The organism is Amycolatopsis heterodermiae, assembly GCF_034929455.1.
In the GTDB taxonomy this organism is placed as follows: domain Bacteria; phylum Actinomycetota; class Actinomycetes; order Mycobacteriales; family Pseudonocardiaceae; genus Amycolatopsis; species Amycolatopsis heterodermiae.
The window spans coordinates 93271-106272 of sequence record NZ_JAYFSI010000005.1; the positions used below are offsets into that span (position 1 = coordinate 93271).

Sequence of the window (13002 nt, forward strand, 5' to 3'; positions counted from 1 at the left end):
ACGCTATCCGGAAGACCCCTTCCAGATCGAGGTGAGTGAGCCATGACACCCGGTGCCCGGCGGCCCCGCGCGGACGCGGCGCGCAACCACCAGCGCCTGCTGGACGCCGCGGCCGAGGTGTTCGGCGAGGCCGGCATCGACGTGCCGATGAGCGAGGTGGCCCGGCGCGCCGGAGTCGGCATCGCGACCCTGGCGCGCAACTTCCCGGCGCGCGAAGACCTGGTCGCGGCCGTCTTCGGCGCGGCGATGACGGCTTACGCGGACACCGCGGCGGCCGCGGCGGCCGACCCGGACCCGTGGCGGGCGTTCTGCGGCTTCATCGAGTACGTCTGCCGCATCCCGCAGCGCGACCGCGGGTTCGGCCAGGTGCTGACGACGATGTTCCCCGGCGTCGAGGCCCTCGAATCGCAGCGCCAGCGGGGCCTGCGCGAGTTCATCCGCCTGGTGAACCGAGCCAAGAAGGCCGGCGGCCTGCGCCCGGACTTCTCCCCGCACGACCTGCCGTTGATCATGCTCGCCACGGGCGGCGTGACCCGCGCCGGCACCCCGGCCCTGGCCACGGCAGCCGACCGCCTCATCGGCTACCTCCTGCAGGCGTGCGCGGCCGGCAACACCGCCCCCCTGCCGGGTCCGCCGCCACCCCGGGAGCTTTACCGCGCGCTGGAAAGCAGCCGGCCCGCCTGAATGACAACATCCGCGGTGAGGGACTACGCCGGGTTCTCCGCGACGGCGAGGTAGTCCGTGTAGATCTGCGGTGAGCCGGAGAACGAAGCCAGCCGCTTCCACTCCTCGTACATCTGCTTGGTGTCACGGTGAGCGGACGCGAACTCCGCAGCCTCACCAGTGGCGATGTCGGGCTCGGGGTAGAAGACGTCCAGCGCGTCCAGGCTCGCGATCTCCATCATCATCACGTACTGGTCGAGGCGGTTGCCCCGCTCACCCTTGAGCACGTGGAACCGCCAGTCAGGGTAGTCGTCGATCCGGTGGTGGTTCTCGGCGATGAAGCGGTCGAACATCTCCTCGGTCACCCCGGCGCGCAACGCCAGGTTGTGGATCCCGACGACCCGCGCGACCGGCTCCTCCCCCGGGCGGTCGCGGTAACGGGGGCCGGGCGTGACCGTGCTCCGCGGATTGTCGGCCAGCAGCCGGTAGTCGGTGAACAACGTCGGCAGCTCACCGAACGTGCCCAGCCGCCGCCACCGCGCCAGCACTGCCTCCGCTTCCGGGTGCTGCGCCCAGAACAGCCTGGCCGGCTCGGTCTGCTCACCCCGGGCCGTGACGTAGCGATCGCGCTGCTCGGCGCTCTCGATCTCGTACAACATCAGGTACTGCCCGGTCCGCTCCCCGCGCAACCCACGCAGCAGAGTCCACCGCCACCCCGGGTACAAGGGCAGGTGAACGCCTTCACCACGCACGAAGGTCTCGAACTCTTCCGGCGTAACCCCAGCCTCCGTGTCGATGGCGATGTACTGGAAGGTGAACACCGACGAGCGTCCCATTGCGCGTCCAATCCTCGGGCCGGGAAAGGGATCGCGCGTCCGGCGAGCACGACTCCCCGCAACACATCCTGCCCGCTTCAGAGCAACGGGGCGCGTTCGGTCCGATGGTCGCTCACGACGACGCAGCCTTCAGCGCCGCCTCGACCGCCCGCGTCAGCGTTTCCAGGTACCCGTCGTCGATCGGGCTCTTGAGCACGAGCATGCGGAAGGCGAGCGGGGCGATCAGCAGGTCGATACCCAGCTCGAATTCCAGGCCGGACGGGAGTTCGCCGCGGTCGACCGCGGCCCGCAGGATCGCGCACGCCGCCGCCCGGCGCGGCTCGGCCACGCCCGTCTGCAGCACCTCGGCGAGCGTCGCGTCGTGCTCGGCTTCGGCGAGCAGCCCGGCGCCGATCCGGGTGATCAGCGGGTTGTCCAGCTGAGCGCGGAAAGTGGCGAACAGCTCACGCAGGTCCGTGCGCAGCGCACCGGTGTCCGGCGTGGGCGGCAGCGCGTCGGCGACCTTGTCCCGGATCAGCTCGGCGAGCATCGCCTGCTTCGACCGCCACCGCCGGTACAGCGCGGCCTTGCCGACGCCGGCGCGCCGGGCCACCGCGTCCATCGACGTCCGCGCGTACCCCGTCTCGGCCAGCTCCGCGAAAGCCGCCTCGGTGATCGCGTCCGTCACTCGCGGCCGCAGTACCGCACCGCCGCTCACCGCCCGGGCGCCCTCGTCACTGGTGGACATGCCACCCACTCTAGCGAACGGAACGGTGGCGTTCCATTTGCCATCGTGCTAGAACGGAACGAGACCGTTCCGTTCGCATCAATCCGGGAGGCACCCGATGAAGTTCCTCTTCGACGACGAGTCCTTCTCCTTCGAAGCCCTGCGCGCCGCCGGCTACACCGCCTACGCCGGCGCCGACCTCGGCGAAGTCCTCGTCACCTGCCGCCAGATCCCCGAGACCGACGAAGCCGCCTGGTCGGCCCAGTGGGCCGCCACCGCCGCCCGCATCGAAGGCATCGGCCGGGACGCCCTGACCGCCGGGCACCGGGTCAGCGCGCGGGAAGCGCTGCTGCGGGCGTCCAACTACTACCGCGCCGCCGACTTCTACCGCCGCGACGACCCCGACCACGACGCCGAGTCCGCGCGGCTGTCGAAGGCGTCCCAGCAGACCTTCGCCGACGCCGCGCCGCTGCTGGACACCCCGGTCCGCGCGCTGAGCATCCCGTACGAGGACAGCACCCTGCCCGCCTACCTGTTCCTCGTCGACGACTCCGGCGCCCCGCGCCCGACCGTCCTGTTCCACGGCGGGTTCGACTCCACCCTCGAGGAGAGCTACTTCGCCATCGCCGTGGGCGCGTTGCGGCGCGGCTACAACGTGCTGGCCTTCGACGGCCCCGGCCAGGGCGCCCCGCTCCGCCACGGCCTGCGGTTCCGGCCCGACTGGGAAGCCGTGGTCACCCCCGCCGTCGACGTGGCCCTCAGCCAGCCCGAAGTCGACAACGACAAGCTCACGCTGATGGGGATGAGCATGGGCGGCTACCTCGCCGCCCGAGCCGCCGCCTACGAGCAGCGCTTCGCCGCATGTGTGCTCTACGACGGAATCTACGACCTGCACGAGCCTTTCACCGCCATCGCCGCGCAGGCCGCGTCGGCTCCGGGCGGGCTCGACGATGTGACCGCGGCGAACACCGGAGCGAGCTGGGTCGTCCGCAACGGCAAGTGGACCTTCGGGTTGCCGACCTTCGACGACGTGGTCGAGGCGACCAAGGCCTACACCATGGCCGGCATCACCGACCGCATCACCTGCCCCACCCTGGTCCTCGACGCCGAAAACGACCAGTTCTTCCGCGGCCAGCCCCAGCGCGTGTTCGACGAACTGACCTGCGAGAAGGAACTGATCTTCTTCCGCGAAGACGAAGGCGCCGGCGAACACTGCCACGAAGGCGCACTGTTCCTGTTCCACCAGCGCACCTTCGACTGGCTCGACCGTCCTCGGCCGCTGAACGCCTTGCGCACCACAGCATCCCGGCCGCGGGTCGCGCCGGTCACCGGACGCGCCGTCGTCGCACGGCTCGCCCGCGAGGGTTACCGGCTCGGCGTGCACCACTCGGCCGGCAAAGCCGCCGCCGACGAGATCGTCGAGCGCATCGCGGAGGCGGGCGGCTAAGCGATCGCCGTCGGCGGCGACGTGGTGGCCATGGCCGCCGCCTTCGACGCGGTCGAGGAAACCGTCTGCGACATCGCCGAAGTTCACCGCTCGGCTCTCGTCAGCCGAGTGCGGCGCGGGTTGCGTGCAACGACGCCAGAAGCCGCAGCCGGTCCGCGTCGGCGCTGCCCGGCTCGGCGGTGAACACCAGCATGACCGGGCCCGGGTTGCCCGGCAGCGGGTAGGTGTCCCAGTCCAGGACGATGTCGCCCACCGCCGGCACCCGGAAGGTCTTGGAACCGCTGACCGACTCGCGCACGTCGTGCCGGGCCCACAACCGCCGGAACTCGGCGCTGCGGATGCTCAGCTCCCCGACGACCGCGGTGGCGCGGGGGTGGGTGGGGTCGGTGGCGACGGCGGCGCGCAGCATGCCGATGTAGTTCAGAGCCTGCCGCTCCCAGTCCGGGCAGGTCCGCTGGTCGGTCCGCGTGTCGTCGAACAGCAGCAGGAGCAGGTTGAGCCGGTCCGGCGGGTAGTCGTCCGGATGGCCGAGCAGCGCCTCGGCCATCGGGTTCCAGTCGAGCAGGTCGAGGTGCCTGCCGAGGACGACCGCCGGGGTGTCGGTCACCCGCAGCAGCCGCCGGGTGCTCTCCGGCACCCGCTCCGGCTCGCGGGGCACGCGGTCGGGCGCCGGGCGGCGGGCGGCGTGGCCCAGGGCGAACAGGTGCCGGCGTTCCCCGTCGCCGAGGCCGAGCGCGCCGGCGAGCGCGGCCAGGACGTCGTCGGACGGGCGGACTTCGCGGCCCTGCTCGATGCGCTGATAGTAGTCGGTGCTCAGCCCGGCCAGCAGCGCGAGTTCCTCGCGCCGCAGCCCGCTGACCTTGCGCCGGCCGCCCGGCTCCAGGCCGACGTCGCGCGGGTGCACCCGGGCGCGCCGGGCACGCAGGAACTCGCCGAGCTCGCGGGCGTAGGGGTGGGCACTGCTCATGCCACCGAGTGTGACACCGCCGCGGCCGCCGAAGGTGGGTCTCGCAAACCCGGGCAACCGAGACCGACCGAGGCGGCCGGGACCGCTCCTAACGTCGTCGGCACCGCACACCGACCCTTTCCAGGAGCAGCAGATGACCGGATGGACCGCCGACCGCATGCCCGGCCAGCAGGGGCGCGTCGCCGTCGTGACCGGCGCGAACTCGGGCCTCGGGCTGGTCACCGCCACCGAACTGGCCCGCCGTGGCGCCCACGTCGTGCTCGCCGTCCGCGACACCGCCGCCGGCGAGCGAGCCGCCCGCCGGATCGACGGCAGCACCGAGGTGCGCGAGCTGGACCTGGCCCGGCTCGGCTCCGTGCGCGCGTTCGCCGCGAAGCTGGCCGTCGACCACCCGGTGATCGACCTGCTGGTCAACAACGCCGGGGTGGTCCTGCTCGGCCCGCGCCGCACCTCGGCCGACGGCTTCGAGCTGCAGTTCGCCACCAACGTGCTGGGCCACTTCGCCCTGACCGGCCTGCTGCTCGGCACCCTCGCCGCGGCACCGGAAGCCCGCGTGGTCAGCCTCAGCTCGATCACCCACAAGAACGCGCACCTCGACTTCGCCGACCTGATGTCCGAACGCGGCTACCGGGCGAGCGCCGCCTACGGCCGGTCCAAGCTCGCCACGACGGTCTTCGGCCTCGAACTGGACCGCCGCCTGCGTGCTGCCGGATCACCGATCATCAGCGTGCTGGCCCATCCCGGTCTCACCCGCACCAACCTGACCCCGCGCGCCTTCGAACACCGCGGCCGGCCCGGGCGGCTGCTCGCGCGGCTCGGCCTCCTGCTCACCCAGCCGGTGGAGCGGGGCACGCTGCCGCAGCTGTACGCCGCGACCGCGCCGGGTGTGCGCGGAGGTCAGTTCTTCGGGCCGGCCGGGCTCGGCGAGACACGCGGCCGCGTCACCGAAGCGCGGCTCAGCCGGGAAGCCGCCGACCCGGCGACCGGCGAGCGTCTCTGGGCGGCGGCAGAGGAACTGACCGGCACCAGCTACCTCTGAACCCGGCCTACAGCTGGGCGGCGCCACCGTCAACGGGGATCTCGGCGCCGGTGGTGAACGTCGCGTCGAACGCGAGGTAGGCGACCGTCGCCGCGACTTCGGCCGGCTCGCCGAACCGGCGCATCGGGTTCTGCGTGGCCATCTCGGCCTTGGTCCGCTCGGCGACGTCCGGCGGCAGGACCGACTCGAGGATGCCCGTCGCGATCGGCCCGGGGCTGACGGCGTTGACGCGAACCTTGCGGGGCAGCAGTTCCCGCGCCAGGGACCGGGTCATCGACCGCAGCGCGGCCTTGGTCGCGGCGTAGGCGCTGATCATGTCGAGGCCTTTGACGTTCGCCACCGACGTGGTGAGCACGACACCCGCGCCCTCGCGCAGCAGCGGCGCCAGTTTCTGCACGGTGAAGTACGGACCCTTGGTGTTCACGGCGAACAGTTCGTCGTACTGCGCTTCCGACATCGACTCGAACGGCGCGAACGCGGTCACGCCCGCGTTGACGAACACCGCGTCCACCGCGTCGAACTCCGCACCCACCACCCGCGCCAGCTCCTCGACGTCGGTCATGGACGCCGAGTCGCTGCGCACGGCCGTCGCCCGCTCGCCGAGCCGCCGGCGCGCGGACTCGAGCTTTTCCTTGTCCCGCCCGGTGATCAGCACGTGCGCGCCGCGGGCCACCAGCAGTTCGGCGGTCGCGAACCCGAGTCCGCTGCTGCCGCCGGTGATCACGACGTTCTTTCCCTGGTATTCGTTCATACCCCGAGTCAACCGCCGGCCCCGCCGCCCCGTCCAAGTCCCGTTCCGCATGCCGCCATACCTCCGGTGCATGGCGGCGTAGGCTCGAAGGGTGGATCTCGACCTGCGGCTGGTCCGGTACTTCACGGTCGTGGCGGAACACGGCAACTTCGGCCGGGCCGCCGCCGCGCTGCACCTCGCCCAGCCGTCGCTGAGCCGCCAGATCCAGCGGCTGGAGCACCAGCTCGGCGTGCGGCTGTTCGCGCGCACGCCGCAGGGCACCACCCTCACCTCGGCCGGTGCGGCGTTCCTGCCGCGCGCCCACGCCGTCCTCGAAGCCGCCGGTGACGCCGTGACCGTCGCCCGGGCCGCCGACCCGCCGCGGGAAATCACCATCGGCTACGTCGAGGGCCTGGTCATCACCCCCGCGGTGCAGGCCCTGCGCCACCGCCACCCGGACGCCCGCGTCCGGACGCGGCTGCTGCGCTGGCACGACACCCACGCACTGGCCGAAGGCCGGGTCGACGCCCTGGTCGCCCGTGCCCCGCTGCCGTTCCCCGCGACAGTGACGCCGCTGTACGAGGAGTCGCGGGTACTGCTGGTTCCCACGACACACCGCTTGGCGGGCAAGGAAGTCGTCTCCGTGGACGACCTGGACGACGAGGACCTGGTGGCGTGCGCGGTGACGCCGACCCTCTGGAGCACCCCGAAGGACGGCTCGCCGCCACCCGCGCCGGACGACAGCTTCGAGGACAAACTGGAGCTCGTGGCGTCGGGAAGCGCAGTGGCGGTGCTGCCCGCCGGTGACCACCGCCTCCGGCTGCGCGAGGACGTGACGGCGATCCCGGTCGAGGGCTTCGAGCCCTGCCGGGTCGTGGTGGCGTCGCGCACCCGGGACCCGAACCCGCTCGTGGCACCGTTCCGCGAGGCCGCGCGACTGCTGGTGCCCGCCTGATTCCTCACCGTCGAGGACCACCACGACCGGCCCACCAGGCCGTCCATAGTGGACATTACGACCTCCGCTTTGGCTCGCAACTTGTGGCCCGGAGGACCTCAGGTCGCTGCGGCGGCGAGAAGCCGGCCGTTGCGCGCGGCGGCAGCCATGGCCCAGCGACTTGTGGAAAGGACACCGAGCACGAGCACGAGGACTCCGCAACCGCCGATGAGTGCCCAGGCGGTGTGGCTCGAGCCGATGAAGCCGGTGCCGGTGCCGGTCACGATGGAGCCGGTCACGGCCACGCCGGTGGAAGCGCCGAACTGGCGGGCGCTGGCGGCGAGCGCCCCGGCCACCCCGACCTGGTCGGGCGGGAGCCCGGAGACCGCGGTGCTCGTGATCGGCGGACTGATCATGCCTGCGCCGAGGCCGAAGACCGCGTAGACGACCAGCAGGTACCCGCTGCCGGTGGACGCGGTCAGCGGGACGAACAGGAGTGCGCCGACCGCGAGGAGCGTGCCGCCCACGGCAAGAGGAAGCCGAGTGCCTCGCGAAGCCACCCACCGGCCGGCGAGGTTGGCGGAGACGGCCTGGCCCAGCGCCAGCGGAATGACCATCAGCCCGGCGTGCAGGGGGCTGAGGCCGCGGATGTCCTGCAGGTAGAGGGTGTTGAGGAACAGGAAGCCGCTGAGACCGGCCGTCATCACGACCGAGATCGCGTTCGCGCCGGAGAACGGTGGGCTGCGGAAGAACCGCAGATCGATCAGCGGCTCGGACCGCCGGGGTTCGACCACGAGCAGCCCGGCGAGGGCCAGCACGGCGACGGCGAACAGCCCGAGCGTCCACGGGGCCGTCCAGCCGAAGCGCGGCCCCTCGATGGTCCCGGCGACGATCGACGCGAACAGGACGATGATCAGCACCTGGCCCGGCGGGTCGAACGCGCGGGCCCGGGCGGCCCTGGACTCCGGGATGAACCTCTTGGCGAGCAGGAGGGCGACGATCCCGATCGGCAGGTTGACCCAGAACACGGCCCGCCAGGTGGTGGCACCGACCAGCAGGCCGCCGAGCACCGGTCCGGTCGCGATGGTGACGCCGATGACCGATGCCCAGACGCCGAGCGCCCGTGCTCGTTCCTGACGGTCGGTGAACACGGTGACGATGATCGACATGGCGACCGGGTTGAGCATCGACCCGCCGACGGCCTGCACGGCGCGGAAGCCGATCAGCCACCCGATGTCGGGCGCCATGGCGCACACGAGCGAGCCGAGGGTGAAGAGCGTCAACCCGAGCAGGAACACCCGCTTGCGGCCGAAGCGGTCCGCCATCGAACCGGAGACCAGGAGCAGGCAGGCCATGACGAGGGAGTAGGCGTCGACGGCCCACTGCAGGCTGCCGACCGAGGCGTGCAGGTCCCGGCTGATCGACGGGAGCGCCACGTTGACGATGGAGAGGTCGATCCCGGTCACGCCCACGCTGAGACAGCAGATCACCAGCGTCAGCCGGCGGTTGACCGGACGTGGTGCGACGCTCGCCTCCGTGGAGCCGGGGCTCACGTCCGGCCCCATTGCGAGCCGAAGGTGAAGCGTCGTGCGGACGACCCGTCCAGGGCGAGAGCCTCGAGGTTGGCCACGCCGTCCGACCAGCGGGGTACCGAGCCGTCCTCGACGCTCCAGAGGACGTGCCCCGGCCAGGACCCCTTCAGGAACCAGTCGTACCTGAGCTGCAGAGCCTCACGGTGCAGTCCACTGTAGACGAACAGGCGCGCGCTCCCGACGTCCCGCCACAGGCTCAAGGTCGCGATGTGGGCGTGCGGATCGTGACCCGCCAAGTCCGTAAGGCCGAGGGGCAGCACGTAGGACCCCCAGGGGCCGAAGTCTTCTCCGGGCTGGTGGACCGCGTCCCCGTCATAGCCTTCCTCGGCTCGGCCGAGGAAGCCGGGGGCGTGGTCGCCGGCACTGTAGATCTCGTCGCCCCGGCCGGCGAGGTCGGCCAGCGCGGCCGGCTCCATGGCGGGGTCGAGCAAGCCGAACGTGTACAGTGCGATAGTGCTCACGAGCATTGCCTTCTGCTTGGTGGGCGGACATTTCGATCCGTGGCCGAAGACATGACGGTCGGCGCGCGGGCCCCCAGCAGGCACGTAGCCGCGAGACGCAGACCAAGCTGCTCGCCGCCACCGAGGACCTGCTCATCGAGGTCGGCGCGGACGCAATCACCATGGGCTCGGTCGCCGCCCGCGCCGACGTCTCCGTCGGCACGGTGTACCGCCGCTTCGAGAACCGGGAACTGCTCCTGCGCGCGGTCAAGGACCGCATGCTCGCCCGGCTCGGGGACCGGCTCGACGCCCGGCTCAACGGCCCGCTGGCCGACCTGGAGTCGGTGATCGACGCCTACACCGTCGCGGTCGTCGACTGGATGGCCGAGAGCGGGCGCCTCCTGCCGGAGATCTTCGGGGTACGCCTGCGGCCCGTCCCGGAGGAGCGCGCCGAAGGCCTGGCCGCCCTGCGGCGGCGGCTGGTCGAGGCAGCCGCACCACACCGAGAGGAAGTCCGGCTCCAGGATGCGGATGCGGAACTCGCGTTCATCGGTCGCACCATCACCGCCTCGGCAATGCACCGCGCACTCAGCATCGAGGCGGCTCCGGACGGAATGACCTGGGAGCAGTGGCGCGCCCGGACCGCCCTCATGGCGGTGGCCTACCTGACCACCGACCGATCCCCGGCTCCTCACCTGACGTGACGTGTTTGGCGGTGGAGATGCGGAGCCACCACCGCGCTCGCAACTGCCGCTGTCCGGCTCCGCGCCCTACGTCAGTGGCCTCGTATGGGTGTGGGCGCGGCGGTGCTGGGGCCGCGACGTGCACGCCATCCCGCAGCTTCCCGATCGGGCTTGCGAGCTGAACCGCGTCACGTACCCGGGCATAGGTGCGAGGGCTGCCGGCGGGCGTGGAGCCTCACCGGACTCCCTGCAGCCCGGTGACCCGGAGCAGGTCGAGTTTCGACGCGTCCTCGGTACCGGGCGCGGCCGTGTAGACGACGATGCGCAGGTCGCTTCCGGGCACCGTCAGCACGTCGCAGTCGACGGTGATGGGTCCGACCGGGGTACCGGTGGCGGTCTTGCGGCTCGACAGGTGTCGCGCGACCCGCGCCTGATCCCACCGCCGCGCGAACTCCGGCGCATCGCGGCGCAGCCGCGCGACGAGCGTCGCCAGATCACGATCGGCCGGGTACCGGCCCAGCGCCTCACGCAGGTCGGCGGCCAGGTCGGCGGCGAAGTTCTCCGCGTGCTGCTCGTCGAACTCGATCGTGCCGGGGCCGTGCACGAAGTGCCGCCACGCGACGTTGCGCTCGATCCCGCTGAACCGCTCCGGATCACCGGTGACCGCCGCCCACAGCGGGTTCCAGTGGATCGGGTCCCACGCCGCCGACACCACGGCCAGCGGCATGTCGGCGAGACGGTCGATCACCCGCTGCACGCCGGGCGTGATGTGCCGGGGCACGACCGGGTGTGACGGCACCGGCGCTCCCCCGACGCGGAACAGGTGGTCGCGCTCGGCGTCGGTCAACCGCAGGGCGCGCGCGAGCGCACCCAGCGTCTGCGCGGACGGGTGGGTGGCGCGGCCCTGCTCCAGCCGGACCAGGTACTCCACGCTGACCCCGGCGAGCGCGGCGAGCTCGGCGCGGCGCAGACCGGGCGCCCGGCGGCGCGTCCCGGCCGGCAACCCGGCCTCTTCCGGGCGCATCCTGTCACGCCAGGCCCGCAGCACCTCCGCGAACTCCGTCATGCCACCCATTCTGCCCCGGCCGTCCGACCCGCACAGTGGTACCGGCAGGGCATACCGTCCGCTCCGGACCAGCGACCACGATCGGTGCATGACCACGACACTGATCACCGGGGCGAACAAGGGCCTCGGCCTCGAGACGGCCCGTCGCCTCATCGAAGCAGGCCACACCGTCTACGCAGGAATGCGCGATCCGGACAACGGCGACGCGGCCCGCGCCCTCGGCGCCCGTGTAGTCGCGCTGGACGTGACCGACCAGGCCTCCGTCGAGGCCGCGATCGCCCAGGTGCCGGAACTCGACGTCCTCGTCAACAACGCCGGCGTCCAGGGACCGCTGCTCGACGTCGACGACGTCACCGCCGACGACATGGACACCGTGTTGCAGACCAACGTCGTCGCCGTGGTGCGAGTCACCAAGGCCGCGCTTCCGCTGCTGCGGCGCTCGGCGAACCCGGTGATCGTCAACGTGGCTTCCGGCGCCGGCTGGCCGCGCTACCTGCACGACCCGGACGCCGACGAGTTCCCGTTCGCCAGCATCCAGTACCCCGCGTCGAAAGCCGCGGTCATCACCCTCACCGTCCAGTACGCCAAGAACCTGCCCGGCATGCGGGTCAACGCATCCGACCCCGGCTACACCGCCACCGACATGACCGGGCACACCGGCCACCAAACGGTGACCGAGGGCACCGACGCGACCGTCACGCTCGCGCTGCTCGACCAGCACGGCCCGACCGGCGAGTTCCACGACCGGCGCGGCCGCATCGACTACTGACCGCACGGACCAGCCGCGTGGTCACCCGGCCGGCGTGTGGGAGCCCTCGGGCAAGGTGACGCGGAACCGCCCTCCGCCGGCTCGACCGCGCCGACACACTGATCCGCGTCCGCGACCATTCGCCGACGTCGGCCGGTCCGTCGTCGAGCAGCGCGGCGACTTCGGCGAGCTGCTCCTGAACGGTGTGGGTCATGACGGTCACGTCCCGGCCGGGTTGCCCTGGGCGAGACGGGAAACGTGGTCCCACTCCTGCAGTCCGGCGAGGCGGCCGGCGAACTCGGTGCGCAGCGCGTCCAGGCCGCCGGTGCCGAACAGCACCCGCAGCGGCGGGTTCGGGGCGTCGGCCACCGCCAGCAGCGCCGCCGAGGTCGCGGCCAGGTCACCCGGGACGAAACCGCTCGCACCGGCGTACAGGGCCTCCCGGGCGTGGGCGTAAGCCGGGTTCGGCTCCGCCTGCGGGGAAGCCGCGGCCAGGCCGGTGGGGAACATGATCGGCTCGATCAGGGTGACGTGGATGCCGTACGCCGCGACCTCGGCGGCCAGGGACTGGCTCATCGCCTCCAGCGCCCACTTGGAAGCCTGGTAGATGCCCAGCGCCGGGTAGGCGACGAGCCCGCCGATCGAGGAAACCTGCAGGATCCGGCCAGAGCGGCGCGCACGCATCCCGGGCAGCGCGGCCCGGGTGGTCCACAGCGCACCGAAGTAGTTGACGTCCATCTGCGCCCGGGCCTGCTCGGCGCCGACCTCTTCGACCGCCCCGGTGAGCATGTGCCCGGCGTTGTTGACCAGGACGTCGACGCCGCCGAACCGCTGCTCGGCGGCTCGCACCGCGGCGTCGACGGCGGCCTCGTCGGTGACGTCGAGGTCCAGCGGCAGCAGCCGGCCGCCGAAGCGGTCGACGAGCGGCTTGAGCGCCGACGTGTCGCGGGCGGTGGCGACGACCTGGTCGCCGTGCTCGAGGACGGCCTCGGTCCAGAGCGCGCCGAGCCCTCGGGAGGCGCCGGTGATGAACCATGTGCGAACAGAAGACATGTGGTTTCTCCGTACGTGAGTCGGTACGACCCAGCGTCGGCGAGGGCGCGCGCGGTAGGCAGAGTGAAGTTCTCCCTGCCTACCGCGCGCCGACGGCG

14 protein-coding genes are annotated in these 13002 nt (G+C 72.0%); 6 read left to right on the forward strand and 8 right to left on the reverse strand.

The genetic code is table 11. The features are described 5' to 3' along the window. The first annotated feature begins 42 nt into the window (after nucleotides 1–42). Nucleotides 43–684, forward strand: a complete 642-nt coding sequence (locus VA596_RS22685) for a TetR/AcrR family transcriptional regulator (protein ID WP_323329846.1) — start codon at nucleotides 43–45, stop codon at nucleotides 682–684. A 23-nt stretch (nucleotides 685–707) separates the two neighbouring features. On the opposite strand, the gene VA596_RS22690 is transcribed toward VA596_RS22685, so the two are convergent. Together VA596_RS22690 and VA596_RS22695 are read right to left on the reverse strand one after the other, a co-directional pair. Further along, complete coding sequence (locus VA596_RS22690; RefSeq protein ID WP_323329847.1) at nucleotides 708–1499, reverse strand: hypothetical protein; 792 nt, start codon at nucleotides 1497–1499, stop codon at nucleotides 708–710. 112 nt (nucleotides 1500–1611) lie between these two features. Further along, the gene (locus tag VA596_RS22695) at nucleotides 1612–2226 is read right to left on the reverse strand and encodes a TetR/AcrR family transcriptional regulator (protein WP_323329848.1); all 615 of its coding nucleotides are present in this window, start codon (nucleotides 2224–2226) and stop codon (nucleotides 1612–1614) included. 97 nt (nucleotides 2227–2323) lie between these two features. Between VA596_RS22695 and VA596_RS22700 the strand changes: the two genes are divergently transcribed. After that, a complete protein-coding gene (locus VA596_RS22700) occupies nucleotides 2324–3652 on the forward strand; it encodes an alpha/beta hydrolase family protein (protein WP_323329849.1) in 1329 nt (442 codons plus the stop codon). A 100-nt stretch (nucleotides 3653–3752) separates the two neighbouring features. Here the strand turns inward: VA596_RS22700 and VA596_RS22705 are convergent, their stop codons facing one another. Beyond that, on the reverse strand, nucleotides 3753–4619 hold the full coding sequence (locus tag VA596_RS22705) for a helix-turn-helix domain-containing protein (protein ID WP_323329850.1): 867 nt from the start codon (nucleotides 4617–4619) through the stop codon (nucleotides 3753–3755). A 133-nt stretch (nucleotides 4620–4752) separates the two neighbouring features. Here VA596_RS22705 and VA596_RS22710 point away from each other — a divergent pair, with 133 nt between their 5' ends. Then, the gene (locus VA596_RS22710) at nucleotides 4753–5658 is read left to right on the forward strand and encodes an oxidoreductase (protein ID WP_323329851.1); all 906 of its coding nucleotides are present in this window, start codon (nucleotides 4753–4755) and stop codon (nucleotides 5656–5658) included. 7 nt (nucleotides 5659–5665) lie between these two features. On the opposite strand, the gene VA596_RS22715 is transcribed toward VA596_RS22710, so the two are convergent. Further along, nucleotides 5666–6409: an SDR family oxidoreductase gene (locus VA596_RS22715; RefSeq protein ID WP_323329852.1), complete on the reverse strand. Its 744-nt coding sequence runs from the start codon at nucleotides 6407–6409 to the stop codon at nucleotides 5666–5668. Nucleotides 6410–6500: 91 nt separating this feature from the next. On the opposite strand from VA596_RS22715, the gene VA596_RS22720 reads away from it, so the two are divergent. Further along, a complete protein-coding gene (locus tag VA596_RS22720; protein WP_323329853.1) occupies nucleotides 6501–7343 on the forward strand; it encodes a LysR family transcriptional regulator in 843 nt (280 codons plus the stop codon). A gap of 98 nt (nucleotides 7344–7441) precedes the next feature. Here the strand turns inward: VA596_RS22720 and VA596_RS22725 are convergent, their stop codons facing one another. Continuing rightward, nucleotides 7442–8875: a DHA2 family efflux MFS transporter permease subunit gene (locus VA596_RS22725; protein ID WP_323329854.1), complete on the reverse strand. Its 1434-nt coding sequence runs from the start codon at nucleotides 8873–8875 to the stop codon at nucleotides 7442–7444. Beyond that, entirely contained in the window at nucleotides 8872–9375 is a 504-nt protein-coding gene (locus tag VA596_RS22730) for a DUF3291 domain-containing protein (protein ID WP_323329855.1), read from the reverse strand. The genes VA596_RS22725 and VA596_RS22730 overlap by 4 nt, the downstream gene beginning before the upstream one ends. A 5-nt stretch (nucleotides 9376–9380) precedes the next feature. Between VA596_RS22730 and VA596_RS22735 the strand changes: the two genes are divergently transcribed. Then, nucleotides 9381–10058 carry a TetR/AcrR family transcriptional regulator gene (locus tag VA596_RS22735; protein ID WP_323329856.1) on the forward strand — a complete coding sequence of 226 codons (678 nt, stop codon included), beginning with the start codon at nucleotides 9381–9383 and terminating at the stop codon, nucleotides 10056–10058. 214 nt (nucleotides 10059–10272) lie between these two features. On the opposite strand, the gene VA596_RS22740 is transcribed toward VA596_RS22735, so the two are convergent. Further along, a complete protein-coding gene (locus tag VA596_RS22740; protein WP_323329857.1) occupies nucleotides 10273–11103 on the reverse strand; it encodes a helix-turn-helix transcriptional regulator in 831 nt (276 codons plus the stop codon). Nucleotides 11104–11191: 88 nt separating this feature from the next. Between VA596_RS22740 and VA596_RS22745 the strand changes: the two genes are divergently transcribed. Further along, nucleotides 11192–11872: an SDR family NAD(P)-dependent oxidoreductase gene (locus tag VA596_RS22745; protein WP_323329858.1), complete on the forward strand. Its 681-nt coding sequence runs from the start codon at nucleotides 11192–11194 to the stop codon at nucleotides 11870–11872. 198 nt (nucleotides 11873–12070) lie between these two features. On the opposite strand, the gene VA596_RS22750 is transcribed toward VA596_RS22745, so the two are convergent. After that, a complete protein-coding gene (locus VA596_RS22750; protein WP_323329859.1) occupies nucleotides 12071–12904 on the reverse strand; it encodes an SDR family NAD(P)-dependent oxidoreductase in 834 nt (277 codons plus the stop codon). Between the last annotated feature and the right edge of the window lie 98 nt (nucleotides 12905–13002).